The organism is Desulfoluna spongiiphila, from assembly GCF_900101345.1.
Taxonomy (GTDB): domain Bacteria; phylum Desulfobacterota; class Desulfobacteria; order Desulfobacterales; family Desulfolunaceae; genus Desulfoluna; species Desulfoluna spongiiphila.
In genome coordinates, this window is sequence record NZ_FMUX01000003.1 from 301,556 (window position 1) to 326,717 (window position 25,162).

A 25,162-nucleotide genomic window follows, 5' to 3' on the forward strand; every position below is an offset into this window, starting at 1 on the left:
TGAAGACTCAGGCCCGCCATGGGCATTGCCCCAGGGGACCGGAGATAAGCCGTCGGGATTCAAGACCCCGCCCGTACCACAGGGATTTTCTTTCAAGGCCCCTTTTGTGCTATAGAAAAAATCAGGTTCTCCCGGGGACTTTCGCTCCGAGACGATCACCGGCCCTGTTGGCCGGGGCCGTTCGGCAAGAGCCCCGCCCGGCGTCCACCCCATGCAACGCAGGTGCGATATGAAGCGTCAGTCGTCCCTTAAAAACCGTTTTTTTGCAGGGGCCTCCGCCATCCTGCTCCTCTTCTGCAGCGTGGTCTCCCTTGCGGAGTACGCCTGGCTCTCCGACCAGGTGGAGGAGCAGGCCGCCCACAACGCCGCACGCCACCTGGCAACCGCCTCGGCCATCCGCACGTACGCCAAGGATGTCCTGCGCCCTGTCATGGAAACCGAACTCCCACCCAACCGTTTTGTCATCGAATCCATGTCCACCTCCTTCATCTCCCGCGAGATCATGAAGAACCTCAACGAAAGATTTCCCGAGTTCACCTACAAACGGGCCGCGGACAACCCCCGCAACCCCCTCAACCGGGCCGACACCTTTGAAGAGGAACGCATTGCCTGGTTTGACAGCCACCGCGGGGAGACTGGCTGGGAAGGGATCATCACCCGGGACGACGGCACCCACTACGTCAAAATGGAGCCCATCAGCGTGGAGGCCTCCTGCCTGAGGTGCCACGGAGTCCCTGAGGACTCCCCGCGGGAGCTGCGGGAGCGCTACGGGGATGCCGCCAGCTACGGCTACGCCGTGGGGGAGGTGGTGGCGGCCGACACCCTTTATATCCCCATGACCCACTACCGCATCCAGATCAAGGAGAAGGCCTGGGGTGTGTTTATCGTGGGCTTTCTCGCCCTCTTCTGCCTCATGGGGCTCTTTCGCCTCCTCTTCAACCGTACGGTACACAACCGCCTCTCCCACCTTCTTGAGACCTTCTCCCGGTTGTCGGGAAGCCCACGTGGTACTCCGGCCGGTCCCCTGCCCCCCGGCGATGAGGTGGACCAGCTGGCCCTGGCCTTTGAAGAGGCCGCCGAAGACCTGGAAGCAGCCCACCACGACCTCACCCGCTCCGAAAGCAAGTACCGGCGCCTTTTTGAACACAGCCCCAACGCCATCCTCCTCTTCGGGGCCGACGACCGCATCACCGACATCAACCGGGCAGGCCTCTCCCTGTTCAAGCTGGACTCCATGGCCGAAGCCTTTCTTATCGAGGCCTTTCACACCCTCTTCTGGGACGGACGCGATGCCGCGGCCGTGGATGCACAGATCAAGGAGGGGCTGGTCCTCTACGAAAAGGAGCTCTCCATGGTGGACCGCTTCGGTGTCCGCATCGACACCCTTCTTACCGCCACAGGCCTCTTCGATGCCGCGTCAGGGAACTACCTCGGCATGGAGATGGTCTTGCGGGACATCACCAGGCAAAAAAAGATCAACGCCCACCTTGCCCAGACCGAAAAGCTCGCCTCCGTGGGCCAGCTCGCCGCAGGCTTTGCCCACGAGATCAACAACCCTTTGGGGGTCATCAGCTGCTATGCGGACCTCATCGACAAGCAGGTGGAGGGCAACGACCAGCTCAAGGAGGACGTGGGTGTCATCACCAAACACGCCTCCCTCTGCACCCATGTGGTGGAATCCCTCCTCAACTTCGCCCGGGTCAACAAACCGGAATTTCTCATGCACGACCTCCACGGCATCCTGGACGATATCCTCTCCATTTTGCGCCACCGCATGGAAAAAAGCAGGGTCACCACCCAGACCCATTACATGGCCACAGGGGTCGAACTCCCCCTGGACCCTGAAAAAATCCGGCAACTCTTCATGAACCTCGTCATCAACGCCATCCAGGCCATGGAGGACGGGGGGACCCTCACCCTAACAACCCGCCTCGTGGATGCCCGCCACCTGGAGGTGACGGTGGCCGATACAGGCAGCGGAATCAGCCCCTCGGATCGGGCACGCATCTTCGAGCCCTTTTTCACCACCAAGGCAAAAGGCGTTGGCACCGGCCTCGGCCTGTCTGTAAGCTACGGCATCGTCAAGCAACACGATGGCACCATCGACGCGGACAGCACCCCCGGGGAAGGGACCCGCTTTGTCGTCACCCTGCCCCTGGGGACAAAAAATACAAAAGGCGTACCTCCGGCGGGCAGGGGATAAATATACAAAGCGTAGCGGCAAGCAGCTTTCAAGGTGACTCACCTTGCCGCCGGAGACAAAGGATATAAAGTAAATGGAGCGACGTGAAACCATCCTCATTGTGGATGATGAAACCGATCTGGCACGGGGCCTGTCCCGAACCCTTCAGATGGCCCTGCCCGTGACTGTGCATACCGCAGCCAGCGGGACAGACGCCCTGGGCATCCTGAAAAAAGAGCCCGTGGACCTCATCCTCAGCGACATCAGCATGCCCGAAATGGACGGCATGGACCTTCTGGAGCAGATCCTGGCAGGCGATGCCACCCAGACCGTCATCATGATGACCGCCTACGGCACCATCGATGTGGCGGTCTCCGCCATGAAAAAGGGAGCCTGGGACTTCCTCCAGAAACCCTTTGCCTCGGACACCCTCGTTCGCATGGTCACCAAAGGACTGGAGCGCCACCGGCTCCTCAGGGAAAACCGCGAGCTCACGGCCCGCCTGGCCGAGACCTCGGGAAGTCCCATTGTGGGAAACAGCGCCCCTATCCGACACACCCTGGACACCCTGGACATGCTGGGACGAAGCGATGTCACCGTCCTCATCCGCGGTGAAACCGGCACGGGCAAAGACCTTGCCGCCCGGGCCATCCACGAGGCCAGCAGCCGCAAGGGAAAACCCTTTGTCACCGTCAACTGCCCGGCCCTGCCGGAAGGGCTCCTGGAGAGCGAACTCTTCGGCCACAAAAAAGGAGCCTTCACCAGCGCCGACACCGACAAGGTCGGCCTCATTGACCAGGCCAGGGGAGGCACCCTGTTCCTGGACGAAATCGGCGATCTCTCACCCGGCCTCCAGACCAAACTCCTGCGGGTCCTCCAGAACCGGGAGATCCGACCCATAGGCGACACACAGAGCCACACCATCGACGTGCGCATCCTGGCCGCCACCAACCAGGCCCTGGAGTCCAAGATCGACGACACCTCGTTCCGTGCCGACCTGTTCTACCGCCTCAATGTCGCCACGGTCACCCTCCCATCCCTGCGCGACATCAGGGAAGACATTCCCCTTCTGGTGGAGCACTTCCTCTCCAAAGCCTCCCGTGACCTGAAACTCCCCAGAAAACAGCTCTCCCCCGCCCTCATGGCCTCGGTCTGCAGCCGCCCCTGGCCCGGCAACACCCGGGAGCTGGAGAACACCCTCACCGGCTGGGTGGCCCTCACCCCGGGCGACACCATCGACCTGTGCGAACTCCCGGACACCCCGTCCCATGCCGACACCCAGGACGATCCCTTTGCCATGCCCTACCTCGACCAAAAGGACAACATCATCGAATCCTTCACCCGGGACTACCTTCACCGCCTCTTCTCCGCCACCTTCGGCAACGTGGCCCTCTCCGCACGGAAAAGCGGCATCAAGCGCCAGTCCCTCCAGAAAATCATCCAGCGCTACAACATTGATGTGGAGTCGTACAGGAAATAAAGAGAGCGCCTCTGGCGGCAAGGTGGGGCACCTGGGAACCCCATGGCGAATGCATGGAGAATACCGTCATACGATCGATTTCGGAGCATTCGCGTGACGGGTGAAACCCGGCTACTGTCTCTGCAAGAGTGGCCTGTTTCATTCGTCTAAAAACATGATGCGGGGGCCTTACGGCCCGCTGGAGGGAGAACGGATTACCCCAGGGAAAGGGGAGGTAGCGATGACAAAAACGTCCCGCCGGATCTACAAAAAATAAGCTGGGCGATATAAAACCCCATTTTCAAAAAACCTATCAAACAAACACAATTCTATAACATACCGATAAATAGATGTTTCAGAAAAAAAACCACTAAACAAAGCCCCGTCCAGTCAAACAACAGTCAAACAAATTCAAAACGATCATTCAACCCAGCCCGGAAGATACTTTCGAGCCTTACTTCCCACGCTCTCATCATGGCAACGAATCAGGCCCGAGGTGATGGCATCTTTTATAATTCGTGAGGCCATGGCGCTGTTCTTGTCTTCGATGCCGAACCGCTCCCTCAGCGTGGTATTGGTCATAAAATCCCGTTGCACATATTTCAGGCAGGCGTGGAGATAACAGGCTCGAATGCGATCATCTTTGTCCATATCCTTAAATTCTCGGTGGGAAAAAAGGACGGCACAGGTATGTTCGTCGGTGGTTTCAAACAATGGTGCAGGCAGTTGAAACACTTCGGTCTCAAACACGACTTTATCCACGCCACTACCACGCTCCTCGCAGACGCCAATACGGCGCATGAACGAGGCCAACGCTTCATTGCGTGATTTGGGGGGACTGTCGAGAAACCGTTCGGTCTTGACCAATGGAAGTCCGGGGTTGGTAATCTCCATGCGATGGTCGAAAATTTCGACCATGGGTGCGGTACCGGTGGCGTGAAAATCCTGGTGAATAATGGCGTTGGCAACGAGCTCGCGAATGGCCAGTTCGGGAAACATGGGCACGTCCTTTCGAAAGGCCTTGCCGATCACTTCATTACTGGGCAGCAGGTTAGTGACAAAGCCGATGAGCCCATCAAACCCTGCTGCATAGCCCTTGGTCCCCTCCTGCTCTCGAACCGTTTCGACCCGGCCTTCCCCTTTATACAGAACAACCCTCAAGGCTTTTCGTTTCAAGGACCGGAAATCGGCCAAACGTTTTGCAAACAATACCGCTCCCAAGTTTGTAATATTCCACGAGCCTCCCTTTCCGGCCGCAATCATCTCATCCGAGGCCAAGGCGTCCAAAATACCATTGCGGCCTTCGGGCAAAGGAAGCCCGAGCAAATCGAAATAAGTCGGATAGTCCAGCAGCTTCAGAACATCCCCTGCGGAGACATGCTCTGCTGCGATTTCGCGTTCGAAAGGGGTTTGGTCAAACACCCGCCACAGCTCTCGCTCTTTCTCGGGATAATCCTTGAGCCTCTTCTTGTAGGATCCGACACGGATAAACTCTGTCCCCTTAAACTGCACGGGGTGACGAAAAGCCGCTCCGATCTCCAGCATCACAACCGTTTTTTGGTCCACCTGAAGTGAATGAAAGCGAAAATTGATCTTGGGCGACAGCAAACGCAGCAGCCAGCTTTCCAGCTCTTCACCGCCCACACGTAAAGTCGCCGGATCAAACGTCGTGCCCACCACCCCTTGCGAGGCGTCGTCTACCCCCCAGACCAGATAGGCATGCACCTTTCCCATCAACGCCGCACTATTAGCCAGAGCGGAAAGGTACTCGCCGATCTCCTCGGGATTGCCGTTGTTGCGTTTGAACTCCACCCACTCGGTTTCCATGGGAAGATTCCGCAGTTCGTGGAGCAGGCTCAACAAATACTCGGTGGATCGATCAACGGTCATCGTCTCAAAGCCTCTCAAAGGATACGGAATATCTGGATGCAGTTATGTCAGATACCGGCGACTCTCATTGTAAAAAGTCCTTTACGCCACAGACACCTGACCGTTCATAAGCATGGGAAGAAGCCAGTCTCGTAGACGAGTGAGGTATAAATTTTCCATGCTTCGCTTAAATACCATGTCGTTATACTTTGAAACAATTTTGTCTTACTCTTTGGGAAGTCCAACTGTCGGATATGCCACGATCAGCGAATACAAATCATCTTTAAATAATTAAACCAAAAGTAGTCCCTTCACTATTTCTTCGTGCGAAGATTTGTTTGAAATCACTGTTGTCCAAAATAGGGTTTGACCGGAGGTAAACCGGTGAGAATTTAAAAAGAAGCTCCTTATAAGACATGGTTAAGTTTGCAAACAAAGACCTCGCCAAACAAGGAGCATACCAATGGTACGTCATTCCAGCCTTTTCAGTCAAATAGTAGGTTTTTTGACCGTAACGAATTTGCCCGCTTAGTCTCAGTTCACGGAGCTGAAAGAAACTCGAAAGGCTTCAAATGCTGGGATCATTTTGTTCCCATGCTTTTTTGCCAAATAGCCCAAGCAAAAAGCCTCCGAGAAATATCCGGTGGTTTGGCCTCGGCCAATGGTAAGTTGAGGTATCTTGGAATGAAACAATCCCCAAGCAAGTCGACACTGTCATATGCAAACCAGAAACGACCTTGGGAGATGTGTCGAAGTCTCTTCTATCAAACCCTTAACAAATGCCAGTATCTTGCCCCGACGAGGCATAAATTTCGATTTAAAATCAAATTATTGTCACTTGACAGTTCAACGATTTCCCTTTGCCTGGGGCTGTTTCCATGGGCAAAATTTCGAAGAGCAAAGGGTGCAGTTAAGCTGCATCTTCTTTTAGACATGATGGTTACCCCCCAAATTTTATACATATCACAACAGGTGGCACGCAGGATGTCACCGTAGCGAAAAATTTAAATATCGCCCCAGAGTCAATAATGGCAATGGATAGAGTTTACAACGATTACAAGCTTTTTTCTCGGTGGACTGAGGGTCATGTCCATTTTGTAACGAGGACTAAAACCAATGCCGCTTATCGAGTCGTGGAAACAAGGACGATTCCAAAAATTTGAAACATTATCAGCGCCGAAGAGATTGAGTTCACAGACAAGAAGTCTTATGAAAAATGTCCCCATCGACTTCGAAAAATTATCGTCTTCGATAAGGACAATGACAGGTACATCGAGCTCCTAACCAATCATAGGACATTTGGAGCGACTACGATTGCAGCCATTTATAAGGACCGGTGGCAAATTGAGCTGTTCTTCAAAGCGATAAAGCAGAATCTGCGGATCAAAACATTCGTTGGAACCTCTGAAAACGCCCTGATGATAGATATTTGGACAGCACGTATCGCTATGTTGATCATCAAGTTCCTTCAGGCAAAATCAAAGTTTGGCTGGTCAGTGTCAAATCTGGTTGCCTTTTTGAGGTGGAACCTGTTTACACACCGGGATTTGTGGGCCTGGATAGATCAGCCATATGATGTGCTACCACTTGAACCTTTGTCAGTACAGTTAATGCCCCCATTCACGTGAGTTGGACAGCAGGCAGAATAATGGAGCCTGTTCTTCAAAAATTGAACAACATCTAATAATCACAGGTACCTTTCGAAGAAAATTACTCTTTGAGAGGCTATTTTGGTCAGTAGTGATCTCCGGTCTCTTTTACGCTGGACAATACTACCCAAAAACAGATAGGAGTTCACTATGGCAAAGTATGATATCTTCGTCATCTTGTGAAAGAAAATAAGATCACCGCGTCTCTTCTTGTTCCTATGTCATACCCCGCCACAAAAACAGATGTTCCGACCATCCGACTAAACACACTCAAAGCAAACGCCACCTTTAACCACGTACAAAGAACCAAGAGCATAAAACTAAGCCCTCCTTTCACATCAAGAATTAAGCAACACCCGCCCTACCCCCTATTACCTATGACCCATTACCTATTCCCTGCCCCCCCAGGACGGCAGGTGCCCCCTCCGGGCGGCACCCCATCCCTTTCCCCGGCACAATCCCCGGGCAGCCTCCCCTGCCGCCGGTTTTCATCAAAAAAGATGATGATATCCATTCATTGGTCTTGCGCCCCCCGAAGGGGGCACCCCCTGCCCCTCCGCCACACCCATCATTATTTTTTATCGTTTTCATTCCAATAGCTTATGCATTCCACCCACCACCCTGGCATCCCCCTTGCTCTTATACCGGGCATGGATCTTTGCCCTGGGGCGTCTTCCATGCAGGAAACACCCCGGGGCGACCGACATGGATCAGGGAGTCCGTGTCACGCATTCACACACCTTTTGCAAGGGACCTGTTTAGTTACCATTTGGGAGGAAAAGAGAAATGACTATAGAAACAAGCGATAATATCGTCTACGACAGCGGCAAAGGGCGCCTGTCCGACCTGTGGAAAAAAGAGGATTACTGGGCCATCTGGCTGGGATTTGCCCTGCTTCTCGTTGGGATGATCATATACTTCCCCAAAGGGGATGACGCCATCAAGGCCAAGATCGACAAGGCCAACGCCACCCTCACCCAGGAGAGTGAACGGGCACCGTTCAAAACCATTGAGTGGCACACGGCCGTAGACGCCAAAAAGAAACTCAAGGCCACCTCCAGCCCCATCGGAAAAGCCATTAAGAAAGTCACCAGCAAACCCCATAAGTGGAGCGGCAACCCCATTTCCGCCTTTTACCTGAGCGCCGAAGATGCCAAGGCCCTCTCCGCCAAGGGGATGGTGAAATACGAGGCGGGCAAGGCCAAGGAGGCCGCCGCCCTGGCAGCGGCCAAAGAGGCCCAGGCCAGTGCCGCGGCGGCAAGCTTCGGTGACACCATGCTCAACGCAGACGCCGGCAAAAAAATCGACGACTGGCGCTCCATCCACGCCAAGACGGGCAGCCTCAAGAAAAAAGCCAACGTCAAGCCCTACAACCTGCTTCCCGGCCTCATCGGCTTCATGGTCTTCCTCACCCTCTTCTTCGGCGTGGGCATCTACGTCATGGGCGACTCCTTTGCAAAATTCGCAAAGGCCTTCTGCTTTGTCTTCGCCGTGGCGGTCCTGGCCTACGTGGCCTCGGCCAACGCCACCATGAAGCACTACGGCATCGGTTACGCGGCCTGGGCCATCCTCTTCGGGATGATCATCAGCAACACCATCGGCACCCCCAAGTGGGTCATGCCCGCGGTCCAGACCGAGTACTACATCAAGACCGGCCTGGTTCTCTTAGGGGCCGAGGTCCTCTTCAACAAGATCCTCTCCATCGGCATCCCCGGCATCTTTGTGGCCTGGGTGGTGACCCCCGTCGTCCTGATCTCCACCTACTGGTTCGGCCAGAAGGTTCTTAAGATCGAATCCAAGACCATGAACATGACCATCTCCGCGGACATGAGTGTCTGCGGGGTCTCGGCGGCCATCGCCACGGCCTCGGCCTGCCGGGCCAAGAAAGAGGAGCTCACCCTGGCCGTTGGCCTCTCCCTGGTCTTCACCTCCATCATGATGATCGTCATGCCCGCCGTCATCAAGGCCACGGGCATGGACTACATCCTGGGCGGTGCCTGGATGGGCGGCACCATCGACGCCACCGGCGCCGTGGCCGCAGCCGGAGCCTTCCTCTCGGAGCGGGCCCTCTACGTGGCCGCCACCATCAAGATGATCCAGAACGTGCTCATCGGCCTCATCGCCTTTGGGGTGGCCATCTACTTCGTGGCCGAAGAAGAGGCCGCCAGCGGCCGCAAGGTGGGGCTCATTGAGATCTGGAACCGATTCCCCAAGTTCGTCATCGGGTTCATCATCGCCTCCATCCTCTTCTCCACCATCTACACCTCCATCGGCAAAGACCTGGCCTACGTCATCATCGACCACGGCGCCATCCGGGGCCTCTCCAAAATCGGCCGCGGCTGGTTCTTCTGCCTGGCCTTTGCCAGCATCGGCCTGGCCACCAACTTCCGGGAGCTCAAAGGGTACTTTAAAGGGGGCAAGCCCTTGATCCTTTATGTCTGCGGCCAGACCCTCAACCTGACCCTGACCCTGATCATGGCCTACATCATGTTCTTCCTGGTCTTCCCGGAGATCACCGCCAAGATCTAAAAGGGAAGAGAAAAAACAGCCTCCGGCAGCAAGGTGTGCACCATTGAAAGCAGGTTGCCGGAGGCAACAGAGACAAAAAAGAGGAGAAAAACATGGATCCCAACAGCAGTTTATCCAAACGGATCGGAGGCCTTCTGGCAAGCATCGCCGGTTGCCTTCTCATGATTTACGTCATCGGTCCCTGGCTGGACAGCCTGGATGCCATCAAGCCCCTGGCCGACTTCATCGAAGAGCGGGACATCAACGCCAACGCCTACTACTACACCGAGGTGGCTGAATTCTCCGATGCCGAGCTCAACATGAAGAACACCATGACATACATGCCCAAATAACCCCGCCCCTGCCGGGCGAAAAATGTATGCATCAAAACGAAAAACGCCCGCTTGGCAAGCGGGCGTTTTCTGATTTGCAATCCCAACGGGTGACCGTGGTTATTCTTTGGCTTCCGAGGTGTTGATGGGGCCGGAAAAAAGAATGGGCGCCACCTCCAGGTTTTCCGCGTTCATCATGGAGGCGATGCGCTGGAGGGAGGAGAGCAGAAGGGTCTGTTCCCAGGATTCAAGTTTGTTGAACCGGGTCACAAACTGCTCATGGAGCAAAGAGGGCTTGTTCCGGATAATATCGAGGGCTTTTTCGGTGGCGGCCACCAGAACCCGTCGTTTATCGGTCTCCCCTTTTTTACGCTTCAGTACCCCGTTCTTCTCGAGGCGTTCGACGATATTGGTCACCGTGGCCTGGCTGAGACTCACTTTTTTGGCCAGGCTCCCGATGGAAATCTCTCCTTCCCTGGCGATTACCTGAATCACCACGAGCTGGGGCCCGGTCAGGCCGTATTTCTTTACAAGCTGCTTTGAGTGCAGGTCCGTGGCCCGTATGATCTGCCGCAGGGAGATCAACAGGTCATAGCAGATATCATGGTCATCAACCATCGGTTATGCCTCTCCATAATAAAAGTGATCATTCCACATAAAATCCCTTCTATCAGCTCTCATGGGGCTTGTACAGAACCCACCTGTTTTTCCCGCCCGCCTTGGCTTCGTACATGGCCGAATCCGCCTGGTTGAGCAGGGCATCCACCGTGGTTCCGGCCTCCGGAAACACCCCGATACCGATGCTCGCGCCGATGGTCCGCTCCCGGCCGGCCGCCTGGAAGGGCCGTGAGAGGACGGCCAGAACCTTTTCGGCCACGGCCACGGCATCGGCAGGCTCCCGGACTTCGGGAAGAATCACGGTGAACTCATCTCCCCCGTGACGTGCCACCATGTCCGACTCCCGCACGGCCTGGCGCAAACGCGCCCCGGTTTCCACCAGCACCTCGTCCCCGGCCTCGTGGCCCAGGGTGTCGTTAACCGATTTAAACCCGTCCAGATCGATAAAAAGCAGGGCGCACCGGACGTGGTAACGCCGCGCCCGTTTCAGGGTATGCCCAAGCCGGTCAAGGAAAAGGGCGCGGTTGGCAAGGCCGGTAAGGGTATCGAAATTGGCCATCTTAATCAGGGCCCGGCGGTCCATGGCCTGACGAATCCGCGCCTGGGCCAAAAGAAAGGCCGGCAGGACAGATGCCAGAAAAAGCACCCCGGCCATGCCCAGGAGCTTCACCAGAAACCCCCGGCTCTCTTTCAGGAGCTCGGTTTCAGGCACATAGGAGAGAAGTTTCCAGTAGCAACTCCCCGTCACTCCGGAAGGGGGGCTCACCGTGCCCGACGGCCGGATGGTGGTCCCCGTAAAAAGCCCCAGGTCGGTCATGCCCTGGTACTCTTCCGCCGCCGACAAGGCTTGCCAGGTGTCTGGAAAACGGGAGACGATGGTTCGGTCGCCCCGTCCCTCGCGCATAAACCCCCACTCGTCATCCGGCTCAAGGCCCTTCAGCCAGTAGCCGTTCCTGTTCACAAGGAGGATCTTCCCCCGGGAGAGCTTGCTCAGTTCCTCAAGCTCGGACAGAAGGTGCGAGCCCAGGTAGTTCAGGACCACCACCCCCCGCTTGCCCCCGGAAAGATCAAACACCGGGGTTCCGAAGCGGATCATGGGCTTGATGGGCTCTTCCACCTCGCCGTTTTCCATGTTGAGGTCCATGGGGGAGACAAACACCTCCCGGCGATTGAGGGCCAGGGAACTCCGGACATAGGACTGCCCCTTTTTCGACTGCAGGTCGGCATCCGGGACCACCACAGGCCGACCCTCCGTGTAGTTGACCCGGCACACCTCCATGCCGGCGGCGTCAATGAACCGAACCTGGTCGTAGATGCCGCGGTTGCCGCTGAAGGCCACGTACTCTTCGGTGATCATCGACCGATACCCGGTATCGTGGGTTTCAAGGAGCTGAATCAGCTCATTTTGCCGTGCCAGAAACAAAAGGTCGGCACGGATCACCTCCATGTTCCGGAGGATCATCTCCCGTTGCAGGTCAACGTTGTGCCTCTCCACAACCTTCACCCGGTAAAGCAGTTCGCGTTTTTCCCACTGGTAAACCCCGGTGACCATTCCCATGAGCACCAGGGCAATGCCTGAAAGAATCAACAGAAAATTACGATAGACAACGGCCGGTATTTCACCGCGCAACATACAACCCCCTCCCCACCATCCATGATGCGTGTCCTGCCTTTCGGATCGGGCGTCCCCCCCGGAACCCCAGACCCTTGAATCCGCTGCCACGGACCCATCACCGCAACGAAGCGGCCCGAGACGCCAGATTACCACGAAAAACAGCGGTATTTCCATGGGGAAGTGTTCAAGAAAGTGACACGTAATGAAAGGGACCCGGTTCTTGGGACTCGGAATGGCGGTCAATTTCTGGTAGGGTGCGGGAGCCGGGGCAAAGGGTGCCAATAAAGATACGCCGTTAGGAGGATATGGTCGAATGGGAAGATTCGGCCATGAAACGTATCGTGACCGCCTGTTTCACCACATCAACAGACGGTCGGCAGCACCCTTTGCCCCTTGATCTCCAAAGGAAGGGGGAAGGGAAAAATCAGGCCAGCATGGCTTTGGCCAGTTTGCTTGCGGACCCGGCATCGGCGGCATAGGCATCGGCCCCGATCTCATCGGCGAAGGACTGGTCAACGGGCGCCCCGCCCACCATGATCTTCACATCCCCGCGCAATCCGGCTTCGCTGATCTGCTCCACCGTGGACCTCATCATGGGCATGGTGGTGGTCAAAAGGGCCGAAATCCCCACGATGTCCGGTTTTTTCTCCCGAATCACATCCAGAAAGGTGTCGGCCTCTACGTCCACGCCCAGGTCGGTGACCTCGAATCCGGCGCTCTCCATCATCATCACCACCAGATTTTTCCCGATGTCATGCAGGTCACCCTTCACGGTACCGATGACCACCTTCCCGGCCGAAGCGTTATCGTCCTCGGAGAGCAGGGGCTTCAACACCTCCACGGCGGCTCCCATGGCCATGGCAGACATCAGGACCTCGGGGATGAACATCTCCCCGGTCTCCATGCGGCCCCCCACCACGTCCATGCCCGCGATGAGGGCCTCAGACAAAAGAGTTCCCGCCGGTATGCCCTCGTCCAGCGCGGCCCGCACATGGCCCACAAGGGCTTCGTCATCTCCGGCAATGAGGGTATCGGTAATAGTTTTCAGGTCAGCCATAATCATTCTCCTTTTGTAACTATTCAGTTCAAAGTAGCCTCCGGTGGCCCTGCCGGGGGCTAAACTTTTGCCTGATCGTATGAAAAACGGGCTTAACAAACAGGTTTAGAAAATTCTTTTTAAATGAATTCCGCTTTAAAGGCGGATGTGATTTGACCCGAGGAACGAGGGGCAAAACGCATCCGCGACCTGCTTTCAAGGTGGCACACCTTGCCGCCGGAGGCAGCTTTTTCGACGCTGAATAGTTACCTCCTTTTTTCCGTAGCCTTATAAAGAAATCAACCAAGATGCTTTTCGACAAAGGCCGAGAGGTCGCGTTCGAGTTCGGGCTCCAGGGTGGACTCCGGGCAGGCGGCAAGCCGCTCCTTGTAGATGCGGTTGGCACGGACCATGGCGTCCTCTTCGCCCTGCTTTTCCCACTTTTCATGATTGTTCCAGTCGGAAACCGTGGGGCGCCAGGCCGTCCGGCAGTTCTTCATGGTGGTGGGATGCATGAGAAAAGAGCCCTGGGGACCGATGGTGTCGATGAGCTCTGCGGAGAGGTCGGTGTGGATACCGTTCACGCCCTCCATGAACCGGAGCACCCGGCTGATCATCTCCTCGTCCATGATGAACTTTTCAAAGGAGTTGGTCATGATGGAATCCAGCACGCCCAAACACTCGTTGATGACATGGGCCCCGCCCAGCATGCACTGCATGAGGTTCTGCATGGTCTCGAAGCCCGCCTGGGCGTCCGGAACCTTGGCGTCGTTGAGGCCTGCCATGGTGCGGGTGGGCAGGTGGTAGAGCTCTAAGGCCATCTGCAGGTTCACGATGTTGATAAGGTGGGACTCCGGCGAGCCCGTCACGTACTGGGCGGTCATCATGTTGGGCACGGCCGTGGCCGGTGCATAGATCACGCCCGCGCCGGGGGTGACCATCTGGCTCAGGACCAGGCCCGAGAGGATCTCGGCGTTCTGGAGCACCGCGGCCCCCAGAAGGCTCATGGGGGCAGAGATACCGGCCAGGGCGCAGGAGAGCACCGTCACGGGCTGGTTGTGCCTGGCGTAGGTCATGATGGTTTCAATGGGCTCGGTGTCAAAGGCCAGGGGGCTCAAGGGGTTGACGCTGGCGTAAATAGCGGGGTGATCGGCAAGGAAACCCTTGCCCGCGGCCAGCTCATACATCGCAAACATCTCTTCAATTTCACGGGCCGGCTGCACGTTACGCTTCAGGGGCTTGGTGGTGTGCTTGAGGGTTTCAAAGAAAATCCGCAACGGCCGCTCTTCCGGGGGCACATCGTTGGGTTCCACGGGGATCGCCCCGGAGATGGTACACACCGGACTCTGATGGGCCAGCTTAAAAAAATCGATGAGGTCCGACATGGTGGAGGCTCGGCGCCCACGCTCCATATCGTGGGTAAACACGCACCCGTTGCTCGGCTCCACGTGGGTCCGGCTCTGACCTTCGCCAAGGGTGACCGTGGTCTCTTTGTCCCGCCCCCACAGGGTAATGGACGACGGGGCGCTCTCCAGGGATTTCTCCAGAAGGGAACGGGGAATCTTCACCCGGTGCCCGTCCACCTCGGCCCCGTTCTGTCTGAAAAGGGCCAGGGCCTCGTCCGACTTGAACTCCACCCCTGTGGTCTCAAGCACCTGGACGGTTGCTTCGTGAATGCGGGCCAGCTCATCTGCGCCCACCACATTGATACGGTTTGCCAATGCCATGTCCTTGATGTCTCCTGTCACGCCGCGGTATTTCGAGGTATCAAGGCGAAGGGGCGCGCCTCCCCTCCGCCCTTGTGTTGTCAAAGGGATTCATCCGGTCAGCCGAAGGACCCCGCCCCCGCACAGGGAGTGCAAGGCCCGACGTTCCGTCCGGAAGAGGCTGCGTTAAGCGGCCTGTTTTGCCTCCACCTCTTCCAGGACTTCCGGAGGGGGCTGAAGGGCCGAGACACACCGGGTCTCATACCGGTGAAGATCCTTGATAAAAAAGTAACCGGCACCGAGCATGATAAACAGCAGGGGAAAGGAGGTAAGAACCGCCACCGCCTGCAAGGGCTTGAGCCCGCCGATAAACATCAGGCTGATGGCCGCCACCCCGTTGACCACAGACCAGAACATCCGGTTCCAGCGGGCGGGCTCCTTGTCCATGGGAAGTTCCTTGGTGCTCACCGTGGCCAGGACGTAAGACGCAGAGTCCAGGGTCGTGGCGCAGAAGATGAACATCAGCATGATGAACAAAGGCAGCATGATCTGCCCCAGGGGAAGGGCCGCGATGAGAGAGGCAATGGTCTTGGCCGGACCACTGGCCGCCATCATGGCAGTCATGGACTCGGCGCCGTTAAGCTCGATGTACAGGGAGTACCCGCCGAAGACACCGAAGAAGACGGCACAGCCCAAGGGGCCCCAGACGAGGACGGCCACGGCCATTTCACGCAGGGTGCGGCCCTTGGAAATCTTGGCAAGGAACACGCTTACAAAAGGTGAGGCTCCGAGCCACCAGGCCCAGAAGAAAATGGTCCAGCCCTGGGGCCAACCGCTCTCTCCGGCGGTATCGGTCCACATGGACATGCGGATGACGTTGTCGAAAATCATGCCGAGGCTGTTGACGAAGGTGTTTAAAATCCAGCTGGTGGGCCCCACCAGAAGCACGGCGGTCATGAGGATAAAGGCAAGGACCAGGTTGAAGTTACTGAGCCTTTTGATGCCCTTGTCCAGGCCGAAGTAGCAGCTGCAGCAGAACATGATGGTCCAGATCCCCACAACGATGATGTCCAGGGTGAGGCTGGTCTCCACGCCGGTGAATTTTGCGATGGTGGCCGACAGCATGGGCGTGCCCAGGCCTAAAACCGTCACCACGTTGCCGAGGATGGCGAACATGATCAGAAGGTCCACGAACAGCTTGAAGCCGGGGCTCTTCACGTGCCCTTCAAAGGCGGCCCCGATGCTGAGGCGCTTGGTCTTGCGCTGGTAATACGAGTAGGCAATGGGCACCCCGAAAACAGCGGTAAGCGCCCAGGGCACAAAGCCCCAGTGAAAAATGCCGTAACAGGCAGCCCACTCCTTGGCCGCCTTGGACCCCACTTCCAGGCCGAAAGGAGGACCCTGCATGTAGTAGATGGGTTCAATGAAAGACCAGTAGATCAGGCCGGTGCCGATGCCACAGCAAAAGAGCATGGCCACCCAGCTGATGTTGCCGAATTCGGGTTTGGCATCCTGGCCGCCCAGACGCACATGGCGGTAGGGACCGAAAATCAACCAGAGAAAAAAAATCACTGCGGCCACCGCAAAGAGCATAAAGGTCCAGCCCAGGTTGCCGGTGATGTACTTCCGGATGGTGGTCAGCACCACCAGCGCCTTGTCCTGAAACATGACGATGGGAATACAGGTAATCAGAGTCACCACCAGCGCTGAAAAAAACAGGACCGGTTCGATCTGTACGGGTTTGTCCGTCGTGTTACTCAATGTGTCAATCCTCCTTGATTGGTTGGACTTCTCAGAGCCCCGAAAAAAACCGGTGACACAGCCGTACCGGCTGCTGCATGTCGTCACACACCGGCGGCACGGTCGTGGTCCCGCGTCACCATAAAAATGACCGAACCTTCCACCTGACCGGCTTGTTTTTCCCGAGCGCCCTCCCTTCTCGCCCACAACGTCTGTGTGCTCGTGCCAGACGCTACGCCTCCCCCTTCGGCCCCGTGCGGGCATACGTTCAGGGGCATTGATTCGCCCATAGAAACAAACGGCTCAACACCCCATGCAACCTGAATCGGGATGTGGGGCCTCCCCCACCTCCGCTGCCCGGATTTGCGCCCCGGGCCCCCCCTGAAACTAAAATACCTGTGTGGCACAATGCCACACAGGTATTCGTTTCGTTCAAGGGGTTGCAGCGCAGAAACTGCATGGCATTCCTGCCGCTTCGGGCTCGGTTCGAGAAGCGTCGCGCGATAAACGTGTGCCACCCCGTCCGCCGGCTCCACGCAGGGCAGGCATTGGGCTAAAGCGGACTGTGGGCTATGTGGTTGGATGTTCATCATGAGACGTTCCCGATTCGTTCCCGTTGTTTGCGACCCCTCGGCCCGCCACGGAACCCCGCCTACCCATTCGGGTGCAGGCCGGACAGCGGGCGGAGAGGACAGGGACAGACAGTAAAACAGGCAAAACACCGCCCCTGCCCCCTTCTCCGGTCGGCATGCTGACCGGGCCGTACAGAGCTCACCCGCCTTCGTGGGCGAATGCCTCAAACGGCTCTGTTCGGACTCAAAAGCGTCCCGATCATGCATGCCGATTCGTGGTACGCGCTTCCTTACATGTACCCGCTTGTTTTTGCATGGAGTGTGCCACTTCAGCCACAAAGGTAAGTTATTGAGTGGGAAATTGAGTGAGAAAACCTTGTCAACCATGGCTTTCCCCCTGCTAGAAAAAAGGGTGAGGCGCACCCGGACCGTCCCCCCTCCCCCACAAACGAGAGGGTAACCTCAGAACGCCCCCTGACAATTCTTCAAATCTTTCGAAAGAATGCAAAACCCGGTTCACCCGATAAACGCATGCCAGGAGAATACACACCTTCCAGGCGTACAGAGATGGCTCGCCCTTCGCTATGAAGACATGGGACTTACGGGAAAGGAGCCATGCATCGGTGAGATAAAAAAGGAATGACTGAGGAATAAAAAAGAGGGACTACCAAAGCAAAGCGGAAACAGTGGCACAGCCTGCGGACAAGGGATGCCCCCCCGGCCCCCAAGCTGTGGTTGGAATGAATTTCGTTTTAAAGGCGGATGTGCTTTTCAGGGAGGCCACCGTGCCTCCGGAGGCAGCCAAGTTCAAGATGCCTCCGGCAGCCCTGCAGGGGGCCAAATTTTTGAAAAGTCTTTCAAACAGGCCCTGATTGTTAACCACGGGCGAAGCCCATCCGCGAATGTGATCCGCCCGAGGAACGAGGGCTGGGAGCATTCGCAACCCGGGGTTCAGGGGATCATCCCCTGGCCACCGGAGGCAGGCTTTTACCATAGAAGGCAATGCGGGCCATTTCAGGTGTCTCCCCTGCCTACTCGTCGGGCAGGATTTTCTTGCGCTGGTAACGGAAGGTGTGGTGGTTGAGGTTGAGCAGGCGCGCCGCCTTGGACTCGTTGCCCTTGGCCATCTTCAGGGCCTCTTTGAAATAGAAGGTCTCCATGGCGGTTCTCACCTCCTGAATATCGATGCCCGTGGGAGGCAGGGGGGCAAACCCCGTGGGACCGGACTCCATGATCTCCCCGCGTCGCACCTCTTCAAGGCCCAGGTCTTCCACGGTGAGTTTCTCGCCTTTTGCGGTGAGCACCCCGCGCTCCATCATGTTCCTGAGCTCCCGGACGTTGCCGCTCCAGCTGTAGATGAGGAGCCGTTCTTCCGCCTCTTCGGTCATGCCGGTGACGGTCTTGCCGAACTTCTCGGCAAAGGTGTGCATGAAGCTCCGGGCAAGGATCTGGGTGTCCTCCCGCCGCTCGTTCAAGGAAGGCACGTTGATCTTGATGACCCCCAGGCGGAAGTAGAGATCCTTTCGGAAGGTCTCTTCGGTGATCATCTTGTCCAGGTCCCGGTTGGTGGCTGAAACGATGCGGGTCTTTACCTTGCGTTTCACGGTGCTGCCCACCTTATAGAACTCGCCCTCTTCCAGGAACCGAAGCAGCTTGGCCTGGGTATCGAGCCCCATGTCCCCCACCTCGTCGAGGAAGAGGGTCCCGCCTTCGGCTGCCTCGATGAGGCCGGTCTTGCCCGTGGTACTTGCCCCGCTGAAGGCTCCCTTCTCGTATCCGAAGAGCTCGCTTTCAATGAGCTCCTTGTGGATGGCCGCGCAGTTCACCGTCACAAAGGGCCCCTTGAAATTGGGGCTGCGGTAGTGAATGGTGCTGGCGATGAGCTCCTTGCCCGTGCCGGTTTCGCCCAGGATCAGCACCGGGGTGTCCGGGCTCTTGGCCACCATGGCGATGAAGGCCATGATGTCGTGGATGGCGTTGCTCTCCCCGATGAAGCAGGGCATGTTCTCGGTAAGCTGCCGCTCCTGAAGGGCCCTCACCTCTTTTCTCAGGCGAATGGTCTCCAGGGCGTTTTCAATGGTGTTCTCAAGCCCCTCCATGTGAATGGGCTTGATGATGTAGTCGTAGGCACCTTTTTTCATGCAGGTGATAACGGAGTTGATGTCTTCGTAGGCCGTGATCATGATCACCAGGACATCCGGGTGGATCTCCTTGATGCGGCCCAGGGCCTCGACCCCGTTCATACCCGGAAGCCCGATATCCATAAGGATCAGATCGGGCACCTCTTCTGTCACCCCGGCAATGGCAGACTCCGCGTCGGAAAACCCCGTCAGGGTGTACCGATCGGACAGGGCCAGGGTAATGCCCTCCCGGATCGTCTCCTCATCATCTACAATAAATACTTTGTAATCGATCGTCATCATCGCGCTGAATCGTCCCTTGTATTTAATCGGTGCACTCACCGGTTCGTATCATTCATTCCCGGGCTCGCCATGGCCTGATCCCAGGGGAAGGGCCACCACAAACCGGGCCCCGCCGCCCTCGCCCTCTTCCACCCGGATGCTTCCACCGTGGTCGGTAACGATGCGGTGGCAAAGGCTCAGGCCGATGCCCGTGCTGTTGTTCTTGGTGGTAAAAAAGGGTTCGAACACCCGGTCCCGAACCTCCCGGGGCACCCCGGGGCCGGAATCTTCCACCTGAAGGATAATCTCGCCTGCGTCCCGGAAGGTGGAGATCCGAATTCGCTTCTCCCAAGGCCAGGCCTTCAGGGCGCTGGCCGCATTGGTCATCAGGTTGAGCACCACCTCTTCAATGAGCTGGGGTTCGGCATAACACCTGGGAAGGTCCTCATCCAGCCGCTGCTCCACATGGATATTGCTCTTGGTGAGCGTCATCATGGACAGGGCCAGGGCCTCCCGCACCGGCTTGTTGATCTGGGTCGGCACGATCTTGGGCTCACACGGCTTGGAAAAGTTCATCACCCTGCGGATCACCGACTCAATTTTCCCCGATGCGGAGCGGATCTGCCGAAACACCGGCTCCATCTCGTCCATGGCGCTGCAGGAGGCCACCCTCTTTTCCAGGGTGCTCACATAGATATTGATGCCCGACAAAGGGTTGCGGATCTCATGGGCGATGCCCGCCGAAACGTGGCCCAGGGAAGCCATCTTGTCCTGGACGACCAGCAGGTGTTCGAGCTCCTTGGCCCGGGTGATGTCCATGGTGTTGATCAACACAGCGGACTCCCCCTGAAAGTCAATGGGGTTGGCCCGGCAGGTCACCCAGGTCTGCCGCCCGTGGTCCATGCCGCCTTCCATGGAGGTAAAGCGAAACTCCGCCTCATGGAGCCCGGGCTCACCGTTGATAACGGCCTGCGTAAAACGCGTCACCGCCTCCACATCATCCGGGTGGATGGCCTCCTCATCAAGGGTCCCAAAGGGGGCCAGGGTCCCCATGATCCGTTCCTGCTCCGGGTTGCTGTACACCACCTGGCCGGACTGCACGATGGTGATGCCCGTCAGGGAGCTCTCCACCAGATCCCGGAAACGCTTTTCGCTCTGCTTGAGGGCCTCTTCGGACCGGCGCCTCTGCACCATGCGCCACATCCCCGCCATGAGCAGGGTCACCTGACGCTGGTCGGCATCGTCGTAGGGCACAGGCTTGTTGCCCACCCCTGCCACCACCACCACCTCTCCGCGCTTGAGCACCGGAATGTTCATGTACCGGAAAATGGGGCCCACCCCTTTGGGAAGCCCCTGCATCCCGGGATTGCTTGCCGGGTAATCGTTGGTGGTCACCGGGGCCTGCCTGGACAGGGCCTCGCCCCAGAACCCTTTGTAGTCTTCGGGGAAACCCTCCGGCGTGCAGGTGGCTGTCCAGCCCTTGCCCGCTGCGGGATATCGGGAATCCAGGGTAAACAGCCAGCCGGTGCTGTCGGCAAAGGCCAGGTAGCCGAAGCGGCTCCGGGTCAGCTTCACCGCCTCCTTCACGGCAAAGGCCATGATCTCGTCCATGGAGGCGTCGGTCATCTGGTTCAGGCGCAGCAGGGCCTCCAGCCTCTTTTCGTTGACACGCAACTCTTCGGTGCGCTGAGCCACCTGCACCTTGAGGGTGCGGTTGATGGCAATGACGGCGGCCATGACCACCACCACCACGATAAGCATGGAGCTCACCACCGTCCAGAAGGTGGGGTTTCGGTAAAAGGGGATCTGCTCCAGGCGCACCCACTTGTTGTAAATGTCCGCCCGCTCCTCTTCGGTGATAAGGGCCAGCCCCTTTGCCATGATGCTCCCCAGCAGGGGCCAGTCGTTGCGGGTGGCCGCGCCCAGTGCCACCTTGAAATCGATGGTGCCGGCCAGCCTCAGGTTGGTGATCTGCTGGCTCTCGATGACAAACAGGGCGTTGGGCACCTCCATGATCATGGCGTCAATCTCCCCGAAGGAGACCATGCGCATGCCCTCACGACCGCTGGAGACGGGGATCAGGTTGAGATCCGGGTAGGTGCCTTTGATGTAATGATACACGGCATACCCGGCGGGCACCCCGATGGTCATGTTCTGCATCCGCCCCAGGGTCAGCACGCCCTGCACGCTTTTGTTGACGATGATGGTGTTGGAGAGGCTCAAAAAAGTCGGGGACCAGTCCAGGAACTCCCCCCGTTCGCGGGTGTGATGGGCGGCGCTGATGATATCCACCTGCCGGGTCCGTGCCAGGGTCAGCACATTCTCCCAGGTGTCGATTCGGATCACCTTGAACCGAAAGCCAAGGCGCTCTTCCACAAGGTGCATGTAATCGGCAATCAGGCCGCTGTAACGGCCGTGTTCGTTGAAAAATTCAAGGGGTTCCCAGTTGGGGGAGGGGGCGAGACGGATCTTGCCGTCATGGGCGGTGAGCCATTGGCGCTCTTCCGGGGTCAGCGGATCCACGGCAGGGGTGACGGCCCATGCCGTGGCCGAGAAAGCAACAAGCAGCAGAAGAGCCACCAAAAAAAACCTCACGTCAGGCCGTCGCACCATGCCCCCCTCTTTTTTTACGTTCATTCGCGGCACCCCGGCCCCACAAAAAAGGGATGCCTCCGTTGAGCCTCCACCTGTTGTCAGGGGTATCACAAACCCGGAGGAAAGACCAACCTTCCGGCAGCTGCCTGCCCCTTTCATCCCGGCGAAATCACGATAAAGCCGTTGCAACGCGGCGCCCTTTTCCGCACCACCACGGGAAATACAAACGCACGGGCAGGGAGCCGCGTGCAACCGGCTTATCGTGTGGGGCGCTGCGTCAGCGCCCCGAAATCATCAGGCCTTGATCCTGCCTGCCCGAACCCCTTTGAGGTAGTTCATGCAGAACTTGTCCCCGCCTTTTAAGGCAACGCCCGTGGTCAAAACGGCCATCAGCTCGCTGTCCAGCGGGTCCATGATGGCCGAATCAAACCCCCGGGCCATCATCATGGCCAGAAAGTTACGGTTGACCATGCGCCTCTGGGGAAGGCCAAAGGAGATGTTGGAAAGCCCTCCGGTGGTATGCACCCCGGGAAGCTCCATCATGATGCGCTCCACGGCCTCCATGGCCATCACGCCGTTGCCCGTGTCCACACTCAGGGGCTGGATCAGGGGATCGATAAAGATGTCTTCCCGCTCCACCCCGATGGACGAAAGGGCCTCCACCAGGCGCCTGGCCCGATCAAAGACCTCCGCAACGGATTTCGGCATACCGGAGTCATCCATGCACAGAGCCACCACCCGGCACGCCTTGCCCTTGAAAAAATCCATCATCGGGTCAAACCGATCCGTCTCCAGGCTGATGGAGTTGATCATCGGCTTTTTGTCCACAAGGCCGTAGGCCATCTCCAGAATGGCAGGGTCAGGGCTGTCAAGGCACAGAGGAAGCGATGTTGCCCCCTGAACCACCCCTAAGAGCCAGCGCATGTCCTCTTCTTCGCACCCGATACGGGCCCCGGCATTGACATCGATGTAGGTGGCCCCGGCGGCCTCCTGCTGCTTCACATCGTCTGCAATGTAATCGGCATCCCGATCGGCCACAGCCGCCTTCACTTTTTTCAGGGTGGTGTTGATCCGCTCTCCGATGACAGTAAACATAGGCTCGTCGCTCCCATTGTACCGAGGCTCCCTCGCAAAGGGACACACGGTTTTCGTTCTTCGGTTACCGGTTGGGTCGAAGGGGTGTGACATGGCCTGAAAGGCGACGTCAGCCCCCGAAATCAAGGAAAAACGGCAGGGCAGAACATCCGGAAGGAAAAAGGGGCTGCATGGGGGCGCTTCAGGCAGTGGTTGGAAATATAGGGGAAATGCCTGAAGGCACCTGCGGCAAATGGGGATGGCAGTGGCACATGCGCCGTTACCAACAGGGAGAAGCCGTCTCTTCCGGGGGGATGGAGCTGCGTCGTTATCTGCCGGGGCCACCGCCTTTCATCGTTCACCGTCACCCATGCGTGCCCTCACCCTCCGGTCAGACCGGCCGGTGAGTCACTTCCTCTTTCTGCACAAGGCATACCAACAACGAAGGCAAAAGCCACGGCTCCGCCCACAGCCCAAGGGGCGCAGGGCCCCATGTCCCCGGCCAATCGGCGCAGGCCTTCTCCGTTCGTCGAAGGGCGGCAACGGGACCTGGGAAATTTGCGAAGAAGTGGAAGAATCCCCACATGCCCTTCCCAACGCCGTTGCCGCGCAGCCCTGGGGGGCATGGGGGGTGGCGTAAAAGGCCTGGTGACTATTTATAGGCTTGAAGCCACCCTTCCTTTAATTCGCCTAAAAAGCGCATACACGTCACCGAATTTCGCCCTGAGGCAATCTCACTTTACACTTTCAATCAATCACAATTTCAGGTATATAGAATTATACGATCTCCCCAGCAGTTCGCCTGCATTACTTATCCCAGACAACACATATTGCAATTGCGAAATATCTCATTTTATTTTTTCCCGAGCACCCCGACACGAGGGATCATGTCGGCGTAAACACGAAGGGTGGTGGCATGCCTGTTCGCATCCGCCACCGCAACACCCCATGGTGCCACGCACCAAAGGAGGGCCAGTCATGTTGCACAAGTGCCCTGGAGCGGATCAGACCCTGATGTCTGCTCCCGAACTGTTTCCCTGCCCCCACTGCGGACAGGAGCTCGAAATCTGGAGAGATGAAAAAAAAGGGCGGTGCGCCGCCTGCACCAAACATGTGGCCAGGCAGGAAGCCCTGGCATATTCCGTCAAGATTTCCCACCGAGAGCTTCTCACCAGCGCCGGAGACGACGCCTCCATGGCCGTCTGCGAAGCGGTGGATACATCGGGCGAAATCTTATACTACGAACGGTTTGAGGCGGTGGTCCCCTTATCCGCCATCGACCACCACAGCAAGTACAAAACGGCCTGCGAAGCATGCCGCCAATACGGCACCAACCTTGCCTGCCCCCCCTTCAGCCCGGCATTTCTCCAGTACACGGCAGGCAAGAAAACAGCCCGGATCATCTGCCTTCGCCTGCCCCTGGAATATTTTTCCGGGGAGCTTTTACAGGACCGCTACCGGCTCTGCTTTAAAAAAGTCCGTGGCTTTCTGGTGGAAGAGCTTTCAGCCTCGCGGGATGAGGGATACACCATTGCCGGTGCAGGCCCCTGCATGGCATGCGACCGCTGTGTCGCCGAAGAAGGGATAACGGAATGCGCCAAGCCTGACCAGCGAATCTTCAGCCTGGAATCCCTGGGGGTCAACCTCATGGACCTGGCCCGGCGATGCTTCGGCATCGACCTGGAGTGGAGCAACGAAAGCCACACCGCCCACTTCGTCTGCGCCATGGGAGCGGTCTTCTTCCAGGGAGACGCAGCCTGACACCCCGCCCTTTCGCCATATCAGGGCTGAGCCCTCCGCCAGAA

General features: G+C 57.6%; 16 protein-coding genes. 7 read left to right on the forward strand and 9 right to left on the reverse strand.

The features are described from left to right. The first annotated feature begins 229 nt into the window (after window positions 1–229). Window positions 230–2,203: a c-type heme family protein gene (locus BLQ12_RS06540; RefSeq protein ID WP_175469547.1), complete on the forward strand. Its 1,974-nt coding sequence runs from the start codon at window positions 230–232 to the stop codon at window positions 2,201–2,203. 73 nt (window positions 2,204–2,276) lie between these two features. After that, window positions 2,277–3,662 (forward strand): sigma-54-dependent transcriptional regulator, encoded by a 1,386-nt coding sequence (locus tag BLQ12_RS06545; RefSeq protein ID WP_092209479.1) that lies wholly within the window; start codon window positions 2,277–2,279, stop codon window positions 3,660–3,662. 399 nt (window positions 3,663–4,061) lie between these two features. On the opposite strand, the gene BLQ12_RS06550 is transcribed toward BLQ12_RS06545, so the two are convergent. Continuing rightward, the gene (locus BLQ12_RS06550; protein ID WP_254782007.1) at window positions 4,062–5,468 is read right to left on the reverse strand and encodes an ATP-binding protein; all 1,407 of its coding nucleotides are present in this window, start codon (window positions 5,466–5,468) and stop codon (window positions 4,062–4,064) included. Between the two features lie 468 nt (window positions 5,469–5,936). On the opposite strand from BLQ12_RS06550, the gene BLQ12_RS27880 reads away from it, so the two are divergent. From BLQ12_RS27880 to BLQ12_RS06570, 4 genes are all read left to right on the forward strand, one after another. Continuing rightward, window positions 5,937–6,506, forward strand: a complete 570-nt coding sequence (locus tag BLQ12_RS27880) for a DUF4372 domain-containing protein (protein ID WP_092209483.1) — start codon at window positions 5,937–5,939, stop codon at window positions 6,504–6,506. A 275-nt stretch (window positions 6,507–6,781) separates the two neighbouring features. After that, window positions 6,782–7,138 carry a transposase gene (locus tag BLQ12_RS27885; protein ID WP_254782013.1) on the forward strand — a complete coding sequence of 119 codons (357 nt, stop codon included), beginning with the start codon at window positions 6,782–6,784 and terminating at the stop codon, window positions 7,136–7,138. Window positions 7,139–7,945: 807 nt separating this feature from the next. Continuing rightward, window positions 7,946–9,688, forward strand: a complete 1,743-nt coding sequence (locus BLQ12_RS06565) for a YeiH family protein (protein ID WP_092209486.1) — start codon at window positions 7,946–7,948, stop codon at window positions 9,686–9,688. 92 nt (window positions 9,689–9,780) lie between these two features. Further along, on the forward strand, window positions 9,781–10,020 hold the full coding sequence (locus BLQ12_RS06570) for a hypothetical protein (RefSeq protein ID WP_092209488.1): 240 nt from the start codon (window positions 9,781–9,783) through the stop codon (window positions 10,018–10,020). 99 nt (window positions 10,021–10,119) lie between these two features. Here the strand turns inward: BLQ12_RS06570 and BLQ12_RS06575 are convergent, their stop codons facing one another. The 8 genes from BLQ12_RS06575 to BLQ12_RS06610 all read right to left on the reverse strand — a co-directional run bounded on the left by BLQ12_RS06575 (window position 10,120) and on the right by BLQ12_RS06610 (window position 23,378). Next, complete coding sequence (locus tag BLQ12_RS06575) at window positions 10,120–10,617, reverse strand: MarR family winged helix-turn-helix transcriptional regulator (protein WP_092209490.1); 498 nt, start codon at window positions 10,615–10,617, stop codon at window positions 10,120–10,122. 52 nt (window positions 10,618–10,669) lie between these two features. Beyond that, window positions 10,670–12,250: a sensor domain-containing diguanylate cyclase gene (locus tag BLQ12_RS06580; protein WP_175469548.1), complete on the reverse strand. Its 1,581-nt coding sequence runs from the start codon at window positions 12,248–12,250 to the stop codon at window positions 10,670–10,672. 406 nt (window positions 12,251–12,656) lie between these two features. After that, on the reverse strand, window positions 12,657–13,289 hold the full coding sequence (locus BLQ12_RS06585; RefSeq protein WP_092209494.1) for a corrinoid protein: 633 nt from the start codon (window positions 13,287–13,289) through the stop codon (window positions 12,657–12,659). Window positions 13,290–13,567: 278 nt separating this feature from the next. Beyond that, a complete protein-coding gene (locus BLQ12_RS06590) occupies window positions 13,568–14,995 on the reverse strand; it encodes a trimethylamine methyltransferase family protein (protein ID WP_092209496.1) in 1,428 nt (475 codons plus the stop codon). 165 nt (window positions 14,996–15,160) lie between these two features. After that, window positions 15,161–16,735: a BCCT family transporter gene (locus tag BLQ12_RS06595; RefSeq protein WP_175469549.1), complete on the reverse strand. Its 1,575-nt coding sequence runs from the start codon at window positions 16,733–16,735 to the stop codon at window positions 15,161–15,163. Window positions 16,736–18,317: 1,582 nt separating this feature from the next. Beyond that, window positions 18,318–19,709: a sigma-54-dependent transcriptional regulator gene (locus BLQ12_RS06600; protein WP_226860046.1), complete on the reverse strand. Its 1,392-nt coding sequence runs from the start codon at window positions 19,707–19,709 to the stop codon at window positions 18,318–18,320. A gap of 48 nt (window positions 19,710–19,757) precedes the next feature. After that, a complete protein-coding gene (locus BLQ12_RS06605) occupies window positions 19,758–22,325 on the reverse strand; it encodes an ATP-binding protein (protein ID WP_175469550.1) in 2,568 nt (855 codons plus the stop codon). Window positions 22,326–22,577: 252 nt separating this feature from the next. Continuing rightward, entirely contained in the window at window positions 22,578–23,378 is an 801-nt protein-coding gene (locus BLQ12_RS06610; RefSeq protein ID WP_092209502.1) for a dihydropteroate synthase, read from the reverse strand. 957 nt (window positions 23,379–24,335) lie between these two features. Between BLQ12_RS06610 and BLQ12_RS27330 the strand changes: the two genes are divergently transcribed. Continuing rightward, complete coding sequence (locus BLQ12_RS27330) at window positions 24,336–25,118, forward strand: DUF2284 domain-containing protein (RefSeq protein ID WP_175469551.1); 783 nt, start codon at window positions 24,336–24,338, stop codon at window positions 25,116–25,118. Window positions 25,119–25,162: the final 44 nt, after the last annotated feature.